The 18374-nt window shown below is 57.2% G+C and carries 15 protein-coding genes; all 15 read right to left on the bottom strand.

Annotated features, from left to right (window positions below; all coding sequences use genetic code 11):
* On the bottom strand, nucleotides 1–225 hold a 225-nt coding region (locus G548_RS0103910; protein ID WP_022792842.1), incomplete at its 3' end, for a transposase.
* A gap of 285 nt (nucleotides 226–510) precedes the next feature.
* Nucleotides 511–750, bottom strand: coding sequence for an RNA chaperone Hfq (gene hfq / locus G548_RS0103905; RefSeq protein ID WP_022792841.1), 240 nt, complete (start codon nucleotides 748–750; stop codon nucleotides 511–513).
* Nucleotides 751–794: 44 nt separating this feature from the next.
* Complete coding sequence (gene miaA, locus G548_RS0103900) at nucleotides 795–1733, bottom strand: tRNA (adenosine(37)-N6)-dimethylallyltransferase MiaA (protein WP_022792840.1); 939 nt, start codon at nucleotides 1731–1733, stop codon at nucleotides 795–797.
* Nucleotides 1730–2278 (bottom strand): class I SAM-dependent methyltransferase, encoded by a 549-nt coding sequence (locus G548_RS17305; RefSeq protein ID WP_245558586.1) that lies wholly within the window; start codon nucleotides 2276–2278, stop codon nucleotides 1730–1732. The genes miaA and G548_RS17305 overlap by 4 nt, the downstream gene beginning before the upstream one ends.
* Nucleotides 2279–2534: 256 nt before the next feature.
* The gene (gene mutL / locus G548_RS0103890) at nucleotides 2535–4394 is read right to left on the bottom strand and encodes a DNA mismatch repair endonuclease MutL (protein ID WP_022792838.1); all 1860 of its coding nucleotides are present in this window, start codon (nucleotides 4392–4394) and stop codon (nucleotides 2535–2537) included.
* Between the two features lie 3 nt (nucleotides 4395–4397).
* Nucleotides 4398–6983, bottom strand: a complete 2586-nt coding sequence (gene mutS, locus G548_RS0103885) for a DNA mismatch repair protein MutS (protein WP_022792837.1) — start codon at nucleotides 6981–6983, stop codon at nucleotides 4398–4400.
* 196 nt (nucleotides 6984–7179) lie between these two features.
* Complete coding sequence (locus G548_RS17300; RefSeq protein ID WP_022792836.1) at nucleotides 7180–7548, bottom strand: YlbF/YmcA family competence regulator; 369 nt, start codon at nucleotides 7546–7548, stop codon at nucleotides 7180–7182.
* A gap of 5 nt (nucleotides 7549–7553) precedes the next feature.
* Nucleotides 7554–9137 carry a tRNA (N6-isopentenyl adenosine(37)-C2)-methylthiotransferase MiaB gene (gene miaB, locus G548_RS0103875; protein ID WP_022792835.1) on the bottom strand — a complete coding sequence of 528 codons (1584 nt, stop codon included), beginning with the start codon at nucleotides 9135–9137 and terminating at the stop codon, nucleotides 7554–7556.
* Between the two features lie 96 nt (nucleotides 9138–9233).
* Complete coding sequence (locus G548_RS0103870) at nucleotides 9234–10913, bottom strand: ABC-ATPase domain-containing protein (RefSeq protein WP_022792834.1); 1680 nt, start codon at nucleotides 10911–10913, stop codon at nucleotides 9234–9236.
* A gap of 131 nt (nucleotides 10914–11044) precedes the next feature.
* Complete coding sequence (locus G548_RS0103865) at nucleotides 11045–11305, bottom strand: stage V sporulation protein S (protein WP_022792833.1); 261 nt, start codon at nucleotides 11303–11305, stop codon at nucleotides 11045–11047.
* A 100-nt stretch (nucleotides 11306–11405) separates the two neighbouring features.
* Nucleotides 11406–12203, bottom strand: a complete 798-nt coding sequence (locus G548_RS0103860) for a TIGR00282 family metallophosphoesterase (RefSeq protein WP_022792832.1) — start codon at nucleotides 12201–12203, stop codon at nucleotides 11406–11408.
* Nucleotides 12204–12266: 63 nt separating this feature from the next.
* A complete protein-coding gene (gene rny / locus G548_RS0103855; RefSeq protein WP_022792831.1) occupies nucleotides 12267–13829 on the bottom strand; it encodes a ribonuclease Y in 1563 nt (520 codons plus the stop codon).
* Nucleotides 13830–14174: 345 nt separating this feature from the next.
* The gene (gene recA / locus G548_RS17295; RefSeq protein WP_022792830.1) at nucleotides 14175–15260 is read right to left on the bottom strand and encodes a recombinase RecA; all 1086 of its coding nucleotides are present in this window, start codon (nucleotides 15258–15260) and stop codon (nucleotides 14175–14177) included.
* Between the two features lie 259 nt (nucleotides 15261–15519).
* Complete coding sequence (locus tag G548_RS0103845) at nucleotides 15520–17127, bottom strand: DEAD/DEAH box helicase (RefSeq protein ID WP_022792829.1); 1608 nt, start codon at nucleotides 17125–17127, stop codon at nucleotides 15520–15522.
* Nucleotides 17111–18364 carry a competence/damage-inducible protein A gene (locus G548_RS0103840; protein ID WP_022792828.1) on the bottom strand — a complete coding sequence of 418 codons (1254 nt, stop codon included), beginning with the start codon at nucleotides 18362–18364 and terminating at the stop codon, nucleotides 17111–17113. Before G548_RS0103840 ends, G548_RS0103845 begins: the two co-directional genes overlap by 17 nt.
* Nucleotides 18365–18374 lie beyond the last annotated feature (10 nt).

The following is an 18374-nucleotide window of genomic DNA, read 5'->3' as shown; positions in this document are numbered from 1 at the left end:
CAGCGACAGCTCTCCAAATTCGGTTTTCAGCGTGCGTTCGTACGTGCCGTTGCGGGAATTGCCAGAACCAATGCCGGAGGCATCGTATTTGTCGTAATCCAGAAAGGACGTTAATTCGGTTTGAAGCAGCTGGTTGACGGCGTGTTCCAGGTGAGATCGAAAGATCTCGTTCACGTCCTGATGTTGGACTAGAGCTTGAGCAATATCTGTAGTAAAATCATTCATAGGGAAGTCCTCTTTTCTATGGATGTGGTCGGTAACTTCATTCTACTAGAAAAGGACTTCCTTTTTTTGCGATCGATCGTTTACACAAAATATTTTACGCTCTCTTTTCTGCGTCAACTATATGTATTCTTGTCTCCATATTCAGCACTCTTTTCTTAATTATTTAAAAACACTACTTCAATTATTCAATAATTAACATTCCTCAAACTAAATAAAAAACCGCCCTCCCTGTTTTCACAGGAACGGGCGGTCTCGGGAGCTTCCTTTCAGGGGAGAGCTCTTTTTTTATTCCTCGCTCTCGCTTTCCGTCTGCAGGGAGACGGTCCGCTGCGGGACGAAGGTGCTGATGGCGTGCTTGTAGACGAGCTGCTGCTTGCCGTCGCTGTCGAGGACGACGGTGAAGTTGTCAAAGGCTTTGATCAGGCCGCGCAGCTGAAAGCCGTTCGTCAGAAAGACGGTCACCTGAATTTTTTCCTTGCGTACGACGTTCAAAAACTGATCCTGGATATTGACTGATTGTTTCATGATTGAATCTCCTTCCACTGCGGGCTTAGTAAGTGATTTATGTATTAGCGATGCTCGCGCTCGAACTGCCGCAGAATCGAAGCAAACGCTTCGTCGGCAAACGGCCGGGAGCGATCGGTAATATCATACCAGTGTGCGTCCTCTTTGTTGCGGAACCAGGTGAGCTGCCGCTTGGCGTATCTCCTGGAATTGCGCTTCATCCGCTCGGCGACCCAGTCGGTGTCCGCGTCCCCGCGGAAATACGGGAACCATTCCTTGTAGCCGATCGCCTGGGCGGCCTGTACTTCCTCGCCGAAGCGTTCGTACAGCCAGCGCGCTTCGTGCTCGAGGCCGCCTTCCATCATGCGGTCGACCCGGCGCTCGATCCGCTCATACAAATACGGACGGTTCATTGTTAATCCTATCATGAATGAGGCGTAGGGCGAATGCTTTTTTTGCATTTTTTTGGATAAAGTTGGACCTTCTTCCGCTGTTTCAAGAATTTCGAGTGCCCGCACGACCTTGCGCACGTTGTTCGGATGAATCACGGCCGCCCGCTCCGGGTCCCGGCGAGCAAGGTTCGCGTGCAGCGCCTCGCTTCCGTACTGACGCGCGTACAGCTCCCACTTCTCGCGCACGCTCTCCTGCTTTTTCGCGTCATAAAACGAATAGTCGTGCAGAAGCGCCCGGATGTACATGCCGGTGCCGCCGACGATGATCGGAAGCTTGCCTTCCCCGTGCAGCCGCTCGATGATCGGCTCGGCCTTTGCCTTAAAGTCCGCCGCCGAATACGGCGTGTCCGGAGACAGCATGTCCACAAGGTGGTGCGGGGCCTCGCGGCGTTCTTCGAGCGTGGGCTTGGCCGTGCCGATGGTGAGGCCTTCATACACCTGCATCGAATCGCCGCTGATGATTTCGCCGTTGTATTTATGGGCCAGTTCAATGCCGAGCCGCGTTTTGCCGACCGCCGTCGGACCGACGACGGCGAGTACCGGTTGCTTCACGTGTATGCCTCCTTCCATCCGTACCGGACCGCGGCGCTCCGCCGCCCGGCAGGGGTTAACTGATACTGCTTAAAATGCGGGCTGTCCGCATGGTCCTTGACGACAATCCGGCGCCGGGCCACCCGCAGCGCCTCCCCGATCCACATGTCAGAAAGCAGGTCGGTCGCCGCCACCGGACGGAGCCGGTCAATCGCCGGGCTTGTGTACACCGCTTCGGCAAACATCGGGTCCAGGTACACGACATCCATGCAGCTGTCGGGCAGCATGCGAAGCAGGCGGAAGCTGTCGCCCTGGACGACCGTGATCCGCTGCATCGCGTCCGTAAACCAGCCGGGATAGTCTCCCGGAAGCCGGAGTCCTTTGCGGACGAGCGAAGCCACGATCGGCTGCTTTTCGATGCCGAGCACCGTTCCGGTCGCTCCCGCACCGAGGGCAAGCATGATGCTGTCGGCGCCGAAGCCGAGCGTCGCATCGAACACCGTATCGCCCTCCTGCACGTCTGCCGCCTCCAGCAGCGGATCGCTTCCCCCGCGGTGCACCTGCATGCCGCGCAGCCACGCCATCGACGGGTGAAACGTGAGCGGATCGGCGGCTGCAGCCGCCGGATGGTACGTATCGCCGCCCGTGGCCACAATGTAGATGTCCTCCCCTGTTTCCCGCTGCCAGCGCTGGATTGACCGCTTCTCTCGCGGCACGTACGGCGCGTTCCACGCCCGCGCCTTTGCCCCGGCTTCCGCGCGCAAATCCGGGTCCGGCTTTTTAGCGGTGGTAATAATCACGGCGTTCTCCCCTTCTATGCAGCTACATGATGCGCTTGAACATTTTTTCCATGTCGTAGTCGGAAAAGTGAATGATGATCGGGCGGCCGTGCGGGCACGTATACGGACTTTCGCACGTGCGCAGCCGGTCGACGAGCGCCTGGATTTCATCCTTCGTCAGATAGCGGTTCGCCTTGATCGCCGCCTTGCACGACATCAGAATCGCCGCTTCCTCGCGGAGCTCATGCACGCTGATGCGTTTGTTGTTTTTCACTTCTTCGATGCATTCGCGGATGACGCTTTCTTCGTCGCCGGCCGGAAACCAGGTCGGATGTGCGTGCACCCGGAACGTCTGGCCGCCGAACGGCTCGAGGAAAATTCCGATGTTTTCAAAGTCGCTCTGGCGGTCGTTGATGAGGATCTCTTCCTCCTTGGTCACTTCGAGCAGAATCGGCACGAGCAGCTGCTGCACGTCCTTGTCCACGTCGCCGATTTTCACACGGAAGTATTCGTAAAAAATGCGTTCCTGCGCGGCGTGCTGGTCGATCATGTAGAGCGCGTCCTCGTTTTCCGCGAGAATATACGTGCCGTGAAACTGGCCGATCGGGCGCAGCTCCGGCAGCTCCGGGCCGGTAGTCTCCGTCGCCGGGGCTTCGGGCTCCGGCTGCGGCGCCTTCTGTTCCTCGGGCCACGATTCCGCATGTTCAAACACCGTTTCCGCCTCCGGCTCCTCGGCCGGGGCGTCGTCGCTGAACGACGCCTCATGGGCAGAGGCGTGCGAGGTTGGGGACGGTTCCGGCTCGCTTGGGGCAGGCGGTTCTGCCGCCGGTGTTGGTGCAGGCTCGGCAAAGGTGAGGTTCATCTGCTCGGAAGCGGGCGCTGATTTGGCCCGCTTCTGGTCGCCGGCCGGAATGAGGCGCTCCTGCTGGAGCCGCTCCCGCACTGCCTGTTCGACGAGCTGCAGCAGCTCCTCCTCCTTGCTCACGCGTACGTCGAGCTTGGACGGGTGGACGTTTACGTCAATCAGCCCGACGTTCATTTCAATGTGCAGCGCTGCGATCGGGTGCTTGCCGATCGGAAGGAGCGTATGGTAGCCCGCTTCGATTGCTTTTGTGAGCGGGTAGTGCCGGATGTAGCGGTGGTTCACAAACGTCGACATGTACTGGCGCGAGGCGCGGTACGTCTCGGGCTTTGCGATCCAGCCGCTCACCCGGTAGTCGTCGGTCTCCGCCTCCACATAAAGCATGTCGCGCGCCGTCTGGCGGCCGTAAATGGCTGCGAGCACCGGCTGCAGGCCACCGTTTCCGTTTGTGAGAAGCAGCTGCTTGCCGTGATGATACAGCCGGAAGCTCACGTCCGGATGCGCGAGCGCCTGCCGGTTCATCACGTCCGCAACGTTTGCCACCTCGGTGTTTATCGTGCGCACGTATTTAAGCCGGGCGGGCGTGTTAAAAAACAGGTCGCGTACCTCCACCTGGGTGCCCTGCCGGCTTTTGGACGGCGTGCAGGCGATGCGTTTGCCGCCCTGGTAGCGGATCAGCACCCCGGCCTCGCGTCCGTCCCCGGTCTCCATCGAAACGTTCGAGACAGCCGCAATGCTCGGGAGCGCTTCGCCCCGGAAGCCGAGCGTCTCAATCTGAAACAGGTCCTTTTCCCGGGACAGCTTGCTGGTGGCGTGGCGCTCAAAGGCAAGCTCCGCGTCCTCCTGGTCCATGCCGCGGCCGTTGTCGGTCACCCGGATGAGCGACAGACCGCCCTCCTCGACGTCCACCTGAATGGTTGCAGCGCCGGCATCAATCGCGTTTTCCACGAGCTCCTTCACGACCGAGGCGGGGCGTTCCACAACTTCCCCGGCCGCAATTTTGTTGGCGAGGCCGTCCGGGAGTTTTTTTACATACGTCACCGCTTATTCCTCCTCCTGGTTCGCGTACTGCTGGAGCTGGTACAGCTTTTCAATCGCATCCATCGGGCTCATGCGGAGCACGTCGGTCCGCTTCAGCTCGCTCATGATTTCTTTGGCCCGGGCGCTGCCGTCATCGATCGAAAAGAGCGCGAGCTGTTCGGGCTCCTCCGTCTCCCGGACCGTCGTTTCCGGTGCGGCTTCCTCAGGTGCTGCGTAGGCAGCAGTTTTCTGCTGCTCAAAGCTTTTCAGAATCGTCTCGGAGCGCTCAATCACCTGTGGCGGCAGCCCGGCGAGCTTGGCCACGTAAATGCCGTAGCTGCGGTCGGCCTTGCCCGGCTCCACCCTGTGCAGGAAGATGATTTCCCCGTCCTCCTCCACCGCCCGCACGTGCACGTTCCGAAGCGCCGGCAGATGGTCCTCCATCACGGTCAGCTCGTGGTAGTGCGTGGAGAAAAGCGTTTTGGCCCCGATATTGGCATGAATGTATTCCATGATCGCCTGCGCGAGCGCCATGCCGTCGTACGTGGACGTGCCGCGCCCGATTTCGTCAAGCAGAATCAGGCTGTCGGCGCTCGCATTCAGGAGCGCCTGCTGCGTTTCCTTCATTTCCACCATAAATGTACTCTGGCCGCTCGTTAAGTCGTCGGCTGCCCCGATGCGGGTGAAAATCCGGTCAAACAGCGGCAGCTCCGCCTCCTCGGCGGGCACGAAGCAGCCAATCTGCGCCATGATCGCAACCAGCGCCACCTGGCGCATCACCGTGCTTTTCCCGGCCATGTTCGGGCCCGTAATCAACAGCATCCCGTGCTCGTCCATATGGGTGTCGTTTGCCACAAATTCGCCGGCGGTGAGCATCGTCTCCACCACCGGATGACGGCCGCCGCGGACAGCAAGCGTTTTGTCCGTGCTGAAGGACGGGCGCACGTAGCCGAGCCGCTCGCTCACATGGGCGAAGTTCTGGAGCACATCCATCTCGCTCAGCAGGTCCGCGAGCTCCTGAAGCGGACGCACGTAGCCCGCGACGCGTTCGCGCAGGTCGAGAAACAGCTCGTACTCGAGATGAACGGCGCGGTCCGCCGAGCCGAGAATCAGGTCCTCTTTTTCCTTCAGCTCCGGGGTGATGTAGCGCTCGGCGTTGGTGAGCGTCTGCTTGCGCTCGTAGCGGCCGTCCGGAATCAGGTGCGTGTTCGCCCGTGTAATTTCAATATAGTAGCCGAACACCCGGTTGTAGCCGACCTTGAGCGACTTGATGCCGGTTTCGGCCCGCTCCTTCTGTTCAAGCTCCGCGATCCACTGCTTGCCGTTCTGGCCCGCTTCGCGGTACTGGTCGAGCTCCTCATGAAAGCCGGAGCGGAACATGCCGCCCTCCTGGACGCCAAACGGCGGGTCATCCACCAGGCTCCGGTCGAGCAGCTCCTCAAGCTCCTGAAAGGCAGACACATCCACGAGGCGCTCGTTAATGGCCGCATTGTTCATGCCCCCGAGCAGGTCGGCAATCGCCGGCACCGCCTGCAGCGTCCGCCGCAGCTGCACGAGCTCACGGGCGTTAATGTTGCCGTAGACGGCTTTGCCGGCGAGCCGTTCAATGTCGTACACGTCGCGCAGATGCTCACGCAGATCCTCGCGGGCAAAGAAGTTTTCCGCAAACGAGGCCACCATGCCGTAGCGCTCTTCGATCGCCGGGCGGGAAAGGAGCGGCTCCTCGATCCAGCGCCGCAGCTTGCGGCAGCCCATCGCAGTGACGGTACGATCGAGCACGCCGAGAAGCGAGCCGTCCTTCGTTTTGCCCATCATCGTCTCCGTCAGCTCCAGGTTGCGCCGCGAATGCATGTCGAGCTGCATCGTCCGGTTCGGCTCATACACCGTAAACGGCTGCAGGTGGCCGAGCGAGCGCTGCTGGGTGCGCTCCACGTAGCTCAAAAGAAGCGCCGCCCCGTCCCGGAGCGTGCCGCTCTCAAGGGCGCGGGTGAGCTCCTCCCATTCCGGCTTCAGCTCCGGCACCGAGCCGGTCGAAATCATGCCGCGGTAGATGTCGGCCATGACGCCCTCCTGCTCCTCGGGCACGACGATTTCCTTCGGGTGCGCAGTCGTCATTTCACGCTGCCATTCGCCGACGTCATCGGACAGAAGCGCCGCAGCCGTCTCCCCGGTCGTGAGGTCCGCTTTGACAAACGCCGTTTCCGTTCCGTTCGGCACCATCGCCACGAGAAAGTTATTTTCCGTCTCATCAAGGGCGCGCCCTTCCATGATCGTCCCCGGGGTGATCATGCGCACCACCTCGCGCTTCACGACCCCCTTCGCCTTGGCCGGGTCCTCCACCTGCTCGCAGATTGCAATTTTGTACCCTTTTTCGATTAATGTTGCAATATACCCTTCGGCGGAGTGATACGGCACCCCGCACATCGGGATATCATTTTCGTTTTTCTGGCCGCGTTTGGTGAGCGTAATTTCGAGCTCGCGGGCGGCAAGCTCCGCATCATCAAAGAACATTTCGTAAAAGTCGCCGAGCCGGTAAAACAAAAAGGCGTCCGTATAGGCCGCTTTAATGTCCTTATACTGCTTCATCATCGGTGTATCTGTCTCTGGCATCAAAAAGCCTCCGTTATGTTTGTTTCACTGCGTTTTTATTGTACATCGTTCCGTCTGCTTCTCTAACGGGAAGCGTTCTGCGGTAGTCCCTCATATTATATCACTGTTTAAAGAGAAACTAAATTACAGTATGTGAAATTTATAATAGCCCGAAAAGCAGAAAACCGCCTCCCGTTATACGGAAAGCGGTTCTTTTTTATGAGCTGCCGGTGTCGTCTTCATTCTCCCAGATCGAAGCCGTGATCTGGTCACTGATCAGCTGCAGAATGTAGTTGACCTCGGTCTGGCTCTGGCGGAACTGCCCGACGATCGGAATGTTTTCGATCTCTTCGTGCAGGTCGTTGATCTGTGCTTCCACCTGGCGCTTGGCTTCCGTTTTTTCGTAGTGCTGGAAGTTGACCGCCTGCTTCTGCTTGTCTTTGATTTCCTGGATCAGGTTCTGGATCCGCACGTTGTCGTTAATCTGCGTTTCGGCGCGGATGAAAAAGTCCACTTCCTCGGTTTCCTTCAGCCGTTCGGCGAGGCGCCCGGCTTCCTGCATCACTTCTTCTTTCGTGTAGGCCATCTTGCTTACACCTCCGCGAATTCCACAACATGGCCGTCGAGCGACCACGTTTTGGCTTCGTCAATCTGGACGTAGATCACTTCGCCGATGACGTCTTTTGACGCCCGGAAGTTCACGAGCTTGTTCGTGCGCGTGCGTCCGGAGAGCACGTCGGCGTTTTTGCGGCTTTCGCCTTCGACGAGCACCTCAAGCACCTGGCCCTCGAGCTCTTTGTTGCGGCGGTTCGAAATATCGCCCATGAGCGCATTCAGGCGGGCGAGCCGCTCTTTTTTCACGTCCATCGGCACGTTGTCCTCCATCTTCGCCGCCGGCGTATGCTCGCGCGGGGAGTAGATATAGGTGAACGCGCTGTCGTAGTCCATCTCGCGCATCAGGGACATGGTGTCTTCAAACTGCTCCTCCGTTTCGTTCGGGAAGCCGACGATGATGTCGGTCGTAAACGACGCGTGCGGGATCGCTGTCTTGATTTTACGGGCGAGCTCGACGTATTCCTCGCGCGTGTATTTGCGCCCCATCAGCTTGAGCATGTCGCTGTTGCCGGACTGCACCGGCAGGTGGATATGCTCGACGAGGTTGCCGCCCTGCGCGAGCACCTCAATCAGGTAGTCGTCAAAGTCGCGCGGATGGCTTGTAGTAAAACGGATGCGCGGAATGTCGATTTTATGCAGCTCGTTCATGAGCTCGCCGAGCCCGTAGTCGAGCCCGAGGTCCTTGCCGTAGGCGTTGACGTTCTGCCCGAGGAGCGTGATTTCCTTGTAGCCCTGGCGCGCAATCTCGCGCACCTCGGCGATAATGTCCTCCGGCAGGCGGCTCCGCTCCTTGCCGCGCGTATACGGCACGATGCAGTACGTACAGAACTTGTCGCAGCCGTACATGATATTGACCCACGCCTGCGTGCCGCCGGCGCGTTTTTTCGGCATGTTTTCGATGACGTCGCCTTCCTTCGACCAGACCTCGATCACCATTTCCTTGCCCTGGATGGCATCGCGGAGAAGCTCCGGCAGGCGGTGGATGTTGTGCGTGCCGAAAATCATGTCGATGTGGTGGTGCTTCTGCATGATGCGGTTTACGACGTTTTCCTCCTGCGACATACAGCCGCATACGCCGAGCATCAGCTCCGGCTTTTCGCGCTTGAGCGCCTTCAAGTGGCCGATCTCACCGAACACTTTGTTTTCCGCATTTTCGCGGATCGCGCACGTGTTCAAAAAGATGAGGTCCGCCTCTTCGGTGTCCTTCGTTTCGGCAAAGCCCATCTCCTCGAGGATGCCGGCCATATTTTCGGTATCGTGGTAGTTCATCTGGCAGCCGTACGTGCGGATCAGGTACTTTTTGCCGTAGCCGATGCCGCGCATGTCCTCGGGTATGTCAAAGTCGTAGTGCACCGACGCGTCCTGCTTTGTCCGCTTGCGCCCTGCTTTATGGTCGGGCTGGTCGTTGATGACGATCGACCGGCCCCCGATTTTCATGTATTGTTTGCCGTCTTCGTTGCTTTCCACTTCGGCTTTGGAAAAATCAAAGTATTTTTCGTATGCCGGATCGACCGCCGGAGTCGTTTGTTCAGACGTATCCGTTTGCTTTTTATCAGTCACGGTGGTCTCTCCCTTCTCTATAGGTACGGGCGGACATGCCGCCCGTGATTTTTATCGTCGCTTCATATTATAAGCCGAAAACCGGCAAAACTCAAATCACCGTTCGACGCGGAGCGGACGGTAGCGGTTGATGGCCGCTGCGATTTCAAACCGGCGCGGGCGCGCAAAATCACCCGGATGCTGGTTTTTAAACGGCGACAGGCCGTCAAGCGACTGCTTGTCGATCGTCTGCTCGATGTAGTCGAGCACCTCCGGAAGCGGCGCCGGCTGCTGTAACTGCCTGCTCGCATGCCGGATCGCCTCGGCAATCGCGTTCGTCTGGCTGCCGGTAATCAGCTGCTCGACCGCGCTCAGGTCGATCGTTTCCGTTCCGTACATCACCGTGTCGCGGCCCTTGCCGCTCACCTTTTCTTTTTTGCCTTTACGGGCGTCAAAGCGGTGAACCGCAATGCGCCGGCCCGTTAAGGCCCCGAACGCTTCCCCGGCTTCCTTTGCCCGGTTGGTCGGGTGCTCGCCGGCAATCCGGCGCGCTTCTCCGGTCACGTCATACGGAACGTACTCTTCAAGCATGATAACATAATCCGCCACGTCAAAATAATCTCCTGCTCCGCCGACGACGAGAATGGTGGAAATGCCTTCGTCGTCATAGAGGGCGCGCACTTTATCAATAAACGGCGTGATCGGCTCCTTGCGCTTGGCGACTAGCGCCTGCATGCGGGCGTCGCGGATCATAAAGTTGGTCGCACTCGTGTCCTCATCGATCAACAGCGTTCCGGCGCCCGCCTCGAGGCCCTCCATAATGTTCGCCGCCTGCGACGTGCTGCCGCTCGCGTTTTCGGTCGTGAAAAAGGAGGTGTCCTTGTCGGCCGGAAGATTCGCAATGAACGGACTGATGTTGACCCCGGTGACCGAACGGCCGTCTTCGGCGCGCACCTTCACGGCGCTCGGATCGGCAATCACGAATTCACGGCCGTCGCCGGCGCGGTGGTTGTATACGCCGCGCTCAATGGCTTCAAGCAGCGTGCTTTTGCCGTGGTAGCCGCCGCCGACAATGATCGTCACGCCCTTTGGCACCGCCATGCCGGTAATCGGCCCGCCGTGCGGAAGCTCAATCGTTACTTCGCGCTCCTTCGGCGACTGAAATGAAATTACCTCTTTGCCGCTCATCGGGCGGTTGCTGACGCCGCTTGCGCGCGGGAGCACCGAGCCGTTGGCCACAAACGCAATGCAGCCGTTGTCCTGCAGGTAGCGGCGCACGGCCTGCTGCTGGTCGGCAAGCTCAAGCTGGGCCGTCAGCTTCTGCCTGGAGTACTGCTGCACGGCGTGCTGAATCGCCTCGGGCAGCTGTTTGGTGAGCCGGTCAATGGCCTCCTGGCCCTGGATCGTACGGCCTCTCGCCGGCAGGTGGATCGACAGCCGGACCTCAAGATGATCCTTCGACAGCTTCACCGCCGTCCGGTCGATCATTTCCTGGCCAGGGCCGTCGATAATAATGCCGGGCTTGCCCTTCTGCTTATTCAGCTCCTGCTGCACGGCGAGCGCGAAAAAGTCGATGGCCGCCACGCGGCGCGCATCGCTTTGCTCGACCTCCGGGCCAAGCTCAAGCGTCTTTCTCGAAAGCGTCACCCGCGCACGGGACGGGCTTGCGAACGGGTCGGCCTGCACGTGGTCCATATGCAGCTGAAAATCCGAAAACTCGTGCGTGCCTTTAATATCGTTGTAGGCTTTGTAGCCCTTCCGGTCGATGCGTTTTAGCGTTTGAATCAGTTGTTTCATTGGTATACTCCTCTCAATCGTCTGCCGGCATACAAAAAGACGCCGCATGGACGTCTCAAAGTACCACCGGCTGGTGATATGTATAGAATTGCCGGCAGCGCCTGGGCGCCGCCGGATGCGACGGAAGACGTTTATCTCGGCTCAATAATCAATTTTATCGCCGTTCGTTCTTCGCCGTCAATTTCAATATCGGTAAAAGCGGGAATGCAGACCAGGTCGATGCCGCTTGGCGCCACAAATCCCCTGGCAATGGCTATCGCCTTGATGGACTGATTGATCGCGCCGGCCCCGATCGCCTGGATTTCTGCGGCTCCTTTTTCACGAATAACTCCGGCTAAGGCACCTGCGACAGAATTTGGAGTGGATTTAGCGGATACTTTTAATACTTCCATTTCTAGTACCTCCCTGCGTAGGATCAATGGTAACGCCATTGTATTAGGCATAATTCATGAAAGAAGGGGCATATTCCTGCTTTTTGCTCAATATTCTTTTTTATTCGAAAAATGGGTGGGCTTCGTCAATGCGGATGCGTTCAATCGTCGTCGCTTTTCCGGTTTTCGGATCCGCTTTCACAACGACTCCATTTAACTGTTCCCGCCCCTCGGCCACTTCAAACTTGGTAGGCAGATTCGTCTGAAACTTTCGTATGATGGCTTCGCGCTCCATACCGAGAATACCGTCGCTCGGGCCGGTCATGCCCGCGTCGCACAAAAAGGCGGTCCCGCCGTCGAGGATCCGGTCGTCGGCTGTCTGCACGTGGGTGTGGGTCCCGACAACGGCGCTCACCCGGCCGCTTAAAAACCAGCCCATCGCCTGTTTTTCGCTCGTCGTTTCCGCATGAAAGTCCACGAAAATAAAGTTCGTGCGTGCCGACGCCTCCGTGACCAGCTCATCGGCCTTCTGGAACGGATCGTCGTTCGGATTGCCCATAAACGTCCGCCCGATCAGGTTAATGACTGCCACCTCCTGGTCGTTGATGCGCAGGTATTTAATCCCTTCGCCGGGCACGCCTGCCGGGTAGTTGGCCGGGCGGATCATCATTTTGGCGTCGTCAATGAATTCGAAAATATTTTTGTTGTCCCACGTATGGTTGCCCATCGTAATTACCTGCGCTCCCGCCTGGAGCAGCTGCTTGTAAATCTTTTCGGTGATGCCTTTACCGTGGGCGGCGTTTTCGCCGTTCATGATCGTGACCGTCGGCTGGTATTTGCGCTTCAGGCGCGGCAGGTACTCCTCGACCATGTTTCGTCCCGGGGAGCCGACGATGTCGCCGATAAATAAAAATTTCATGTCTGTGACTTCCTTTCCTCTTGCGTATAAGCATAAAAAAATAAAGCGGTGGCGTTCACCGCTTTATTTTGCATAATCTACTGCCCGGGTCTCCCGTATCACCGTTACGCGGATATGGCCCGGATAATCCAATTCACTTTCAATCCGTTTTGTGATGTCTCTTGCCAGCTGCGGTGCCAGCTGATCGTCCACCACGTCCGGCTTCACCATAATCCGCACCTCGCGTCCGGCCTGAATGGCAAAGGTTTTTTCGACCCCTTTAAAGGATTCCGAAATTTCTTCAAGCCGTTCCAGCCGGCGGATGTACGTTTCAAGCGTTTCTCTTCGTGCTCCCGGCCGTGCCGCGGACAGCGCGTCTGCGGCAGCGACAAGGGAAGCGATCACGGAGGTTGCTTCGGTATCCCCGTGGTGAGAAGCGATACTGTTGATGACGACCTCGTGCTCTTTGTATTTCTTGCCAAGCTCGACGCCGATTTCCACGTGGCTTCCTTCGACTTCATGGTCGATGGCCTTCCCGAGGTCGTGAAGCAGGCCGGCGCGGCGGGCCAGCTGTTCGTCTTCCCCGAGTTCGGCAGCCATCAGCGCGGTCAAATGCGCCACTTCCATGGAGTGCTTCAGCACGTTCTGGCCGTAGCTTGTCCGGAAGTGAAGGCGTCCGAGAATCTTCATAAGATCCGGATGCAGCCCGTGGATGCCCATTTCAAACGTTGCTTCTTCGCCGTATTCGCGGATGAACTCATCCACTTCCCGGCGTGCTTTTTCGACCATTTCCTCGATACGTGCCGGATGAATGCGGCCGTCCTGCACGAGGCGTTCAAGCGCAATGCGCGCCACCTCGCGGCGGATCGGATCGAAGCCGGAGAGAATAACGGCTTCCGGGGTATCATCAATGATAAGATCAATACCGGTTAACGTTTCAAGCGCCCGGATGTTACGTCCTTCGCGCCCGATGATCCGCCCTTTCATTTCATCGTTTGGCAGGTTCACCACAGACACCGTCGTTTCGGCGACATGGTCGGCAGCGCAGCGCTGCAGGGCCAGGGATAAAATATTCTTCGCTTTTTTGTTGGCTTCTTGTTTGGCCTCTTCTGTGCGTTCTTTGATCAGAAGCGCCGTTTCGTGTTCCATTTCCTGTTCGGTTTCGCGGCGGATCAGCTCTCTTGCATCCTCCCGCGACATGCCGGAAACACGTTCAAGTTCCTCCTGTTGTCTGGCGAGAATCTCCTCCACTTTGCTGTTATTTTCCTCAACCTGTTGTTGTTTTTCGTAGAGAGACTCCTCTCTGCGCTCCAAGGATTCTTCCTTTTTGTCCAACGTCTCACTCTTACGGTCAAGGCTCTCTTCCTTCTGCATCAAGCGGTTTTCTTGTTTTTGAACTTCATTTCTTCGTTCATTCAGAGTATTCTCTGCTTCTGCCCGAATTTGATGTGCTTCGTCTTTAGCTTCCAACCGCGATTCTTTTAAGATTGTCTCTGCCTGCCGCTCAGCTTCTTTCACAATCTGGCCGGCTTCGTGCTCGGCGCTTTTGAATTTCGCTTCGGCAATCGCTTTTCGGACAAAATATCCAATCAAACCAACTATCAATGCACCGATAACAAGCAAAATGGAGATGATTGCAGTGTTCATACATGTCACCTCCTCTTGCTATCTGATTGTTCACTTTCGGTTGTTGCGAAAGTTGCATTGATGATTCTTTTTCGTGTCCGCATTGTTCTGCTTGCGAATTAATACGCTCATCGAAGTGCGGAACAAAACAAACGTTCCACTTCTTTATTGTATCTTTACCACGGGGCGCTGTCAAGAAAGCTCACCGGCAGAAATCCCTGTTTTTATGGGGATTGACACCGTTTTCTTCCCTTCCGGCCCTGTGCTTACCCCGCCTCCCCGCCGGATGTTTCGCGCCCGGCTGCTTTTGCCGGAGCTTGTTTCACACGAAAAAAGGCGCCGGAATTCCGGCGCCTCGGTATTGCTTTATCGGTTTGTATCTGCTGTTTCTTCCTCTTCGGCAAGCAGGCCGGATTCATGCTGGGCGTCCGGTTCTTCCTCCGGCTCGTCCGGCTCCGCCTGAATGTCGTCGAGCTTGTAGTGGTCGCGGATTTTCCGTTCAATGGCCGCGGCCGTTGCTTCATTTTCCTTCAGGAACTGCTTCGAGTTTTCCCGTCCCTGTCCGAGGCGCTCGCCTTCGTAGGAATACCATGCGCCGCTTTTAAGCACAATGTCGAGTTCAGCACCGATGTCGAGAATGGAGCCCTCGCGCGAAATGCCTTCGCCGTACATAATATCCACTTCCGCCTGACGGAATGGGGGCGCTACTTTGTTTTTCACCACTTTGATTCTCGTTTTGTTACCAACCATTTCGTTGCCCTGCTTGAGGGTTTCTGCCCGGCGCACTTCAAGACGTACCGAGGAGTAGAATTTCAGCGCACGGCCGCCTGGAGTCGTTTCCGGACTGCCGAACATGACGCCGACCTTCTCACGGATCTGGTTGATAAACATCGCGATCGAGTTCGATTTGCTGATCGCCCCGGAAAGCTTCCGCAGCGCCTGGGACATCAGGCGTGCCTGCAGGCCGACGTGGCTGTCGCCCATTTCGCCTTCAATCTCTGCTTTTGGCACGAGGGCTGCCACCGAATCAATAACGAGAATATCGATCGCGCCGCTGCGCACAAGCGCTTCAGCAATTTCAAGCGCCTGCTCGCCGGTATCCGGCTGGGAAAGGATCAGCTCATCAATGTTAACGCCAAGCGCCCGCGCATAGCTCGGGTCCAGGGCGTGCTCCGCATCGATAAAGGCAGCCGTTCCTCCGTCGCGCTGGGCAGCAGCGATAGAGTGCAGGGCCACGGTCGTTTTACCGGACGATTCCGGCCCGTAAATTTCTACGACACGGCCGCGCGGATACCCGCCGACTCCGAGGGCAATATCGACGGCCAGGGCGCCGGAGGAAATAGTGGAAATGCGGCGGTCGGTCTGATCGCCGAGCTTCATGATCGACCCCTTGCCAAACTGTTTTTCGATGCGGCTTAGTGCTTGATCCAATGCGGCTTTTCTTTCGCTCATCTTATCTCTCCTTCAAGGATATATACTATTTAAACAGATACGCTCTTCCCCACGAAGAAGGTATCCATACATGCCTGCTGTTATTCAGGAAGCGTTCCCGCTGTTTTCCTGCTTTCTATATTATATCGTTTTTTGTTCGATTTGCCAACAGATATGCGAACATTTATTCGTGTTTTTTCTTTCCGTGACACTCCCCGCCATAATCAGGCTGAGGGTAAAAAAACTCTTCAGCGGCGGGTGCCGCTGAAGAGCGAACGGATTACTGGGACTGGCGCTGCGTGTTCCGGCTCGGACGGGCCGGGCGTGGCTTCGCCGGCTCGAGGTTCACGCGGGTGCCGTTGATGCGTGCGTGCCGGAGGGCTTCGTACACAAACGGCGCGCTGTCCTTCGGTACTTCCACAAAGGTAAATTTATCAAAAATATCAATCTTGCCGATCGATTTGCCGGGAATGCCGACAGCGTTCGAAATTTCCTCGATCAATATTTTAGGCGTCATGTTTACATTGCGGCCGACATTGATAAAGAATCTCGTCATGCCGCGGGCGCCGCCGGTTTCACCGAAGCTGTAGCTTTCATCGGATTCACCGACCGTGGAGGCGAAGTTCAGCTTCATCAGCGCACGGACCACATCCTTCGGCTCGTACTCGTTAAGAAGTTCGTCGGTAATGTCATTAAACAGCCCGAGCTCCGACTCCTCCTCCATCTGCGAGGCGATCTGGCGCTTCCACGCCTCCTGCTGCTTTTCCACCACTTCTTCGATGGTCGGCACCCGGTGCGACGGAATGTACATTTTGATTTCCGATTCGATCGAACGCAGATGCTTCATTTCGCGCGGCGTCACAAGCGTCAGCGCTTCGCCTTTGCGTCCGGCTCTGCCTGTCCGGCCGATGCGGTGCACGTAGCTTTCCGGATCCTGCGGAATGTCGTAGTTAATCACGTGAGTGACGTTCTGCACGTCAATGCCGCGGGCGGCAACGTCTGTCGCCACAAGAAATTCAATCGACGCGTCGCGGAATTTTTTCATCACGGCGTCGCGGTGCTGCTGGGTCAGGTCCCCGTGCAGACCGTCTGCGAGGTAGCCCCGCGCCTGCAGAATTTCCGTCAGATCCGCCACCCCTTTTTTCGTCCGGCAGAAAATAATGCCAAGGTCCGGGTCGCGCGCGTCCAGTATCCGGCAGAGCGAATCCTGCTTGTTGCGCTCGAGCACCTTAAAGTAGGACTGCTCGATGTTTGGCGCCGTCACTTCACTTTTGTTGATCGATACTGTGACCGGATCCACCATATATTTTTTCGACAGCTTGCGGATGGCCGGCGGCATTGTCGCCGAGAATAAAAGCGTCTGCCGGTCAACGTTCACCTGCTTTAAAATCGCTTCAATGTCTTCGACAAAGCCCATGTCTAGCATCTCGTCCGCTTCGTCGAGCACGACAGTATTTACCTTGTCGAGCTGCAGCGTTTTGCGGCGCAGGTGATCCTGCACCCGTCCCGGCGTTCCGATGACAATCTGTACGCCCTGCTTGAGCGCTTTAATCTGATGGCCGATCGACTGGCCGCCGTAAATCGGCAGCGAACGGATGTTTAAATGCTTGGAGAGCTTCTGGATTTCCGAGGAAACCTGGATGGCAAGCTCGCGGGTCGGAGTAATGATAATCGACTGCACGTGCGGCTCCTCGGTTACCTTATTTAAAATCGGAATGCCAAACGCCGCCGTTTTACCGGTACCGGTCTGTGCCTGTCCGATCAGATCCTTCTGCTCGAGAGCGTCGGGAATCGCTTTTTCCTGTACCGGGGACGGCTCTTCAAAGCCCATCTCCCGTACGGCCTGCTTAATTTCGTCCTTCATTTGAAAATCATTGAATGTTGTCATTTTCTACCACCTTTTCTTTCCATAACAATCGGCACCCTTCATATAAAGCCATAAAGCGGACACGATCCCTGGTGCCGGCGATGTGAATTTGTTTTGAGATCGTTCCCTTCGGTCCGGAAACTCCGATCCAGACGAGTCCGGGCTCTTTACCCTCATCGCGGTCCGGCCCGGCAACACCGGTAAACGAAATACCAACGTCGGTGCTGAATTTTTCTTTTACCTTTTCAGCCATCGCTTCTGCGCAGGCAGCGCTCACGGCCCCCTCCTGGTCAAGAAGCTTTCGGTCGATGCCGAGAATGCGCTCTTTGGCTGCTTTGGAATACGTCGTGACCGATCCCTGGAATACGCTTGACGCCCCCGGGATGTCCACAACGGACTTTGCGAACCAGCCGCCGGTCAGGCTTTCTGCCGAAGCGATCGTCTGCGCGCGCTCTTTCAGCACTTCCACCGTATGGTTAAAGACCGAATCGTCATCATAGCCGTAAAAATGCTCCCCGACACGGCCGAGCACCTGCTCCTCCACGCCGGCAATCATCTGCACCGCTTCATCCTCGGTGGCGGCGGACGCCGTCAGCCGGAGCGTGACTTCGCCGTCACCGGCCAGAGGGGCGATGGTCGGATTCGTCTGGGCTTCGATTAAATCCTGCAGCTCCTCTTCAAGCGAGGATTCCCCGATGCCGTAAAAACGGAGCACCCGGGACGAAACGAGCCTGCCGCTTCCGGCAAGCGCCGACACGTAAGGCTCGACGTCATACTTGTACATGGATTTCATCTCCCGGGGCGGTCCCGGAATTAAAATGTAATGTGTGCCGCCTTCTTCGACCGCCATCCCGCAGGCCATGCCGTTCTGGTTAACAAACACCGTGCTGTTTTCAGCGTAGTGCGCCTGGCGCATATTGGACGCCGGCATCGAACGGCCCGTGCGGTCATAGTAGTCCCTGATTTTTTGCGCTGACGCTTCGTGCACGAGCAGCTTCCGGCCGGTAAAATCAGCCACCACGTCCTTTGTGATATCGTCCTGCGTCGGCCCGAGGCCGCCGGTCAGGATAACGATATCCGCCCGTTCGGAGGCTTCCCCGACAGCTTCGTGCATCCGGGATTCATTGTCCCCCACCACCGTATGGCGGAAGACATTCACCCCGAGGGAAGCTAATTCCTTCGATAAATACTGGCCGTTCGTGTTGGCAATCTGGCCCAACAGAAGCTCTGTTCCTACTGCAATAATTTCTGCATTCATTACACGTTCC

The sequence above is a fragment of the Marinococcus halotolerans DSM 16375 genome, from assembly GCF_000420725.1.
GTDB classification, from domain to species: Bacteria; Bacillota; Bacilli; order Bacillales; family Marinococcaceae; genus Marinococcus; species Marinococcus halotolerans.
This window is presented reverse-complemented; position numbering and strand designations above follow the sequence as displayed.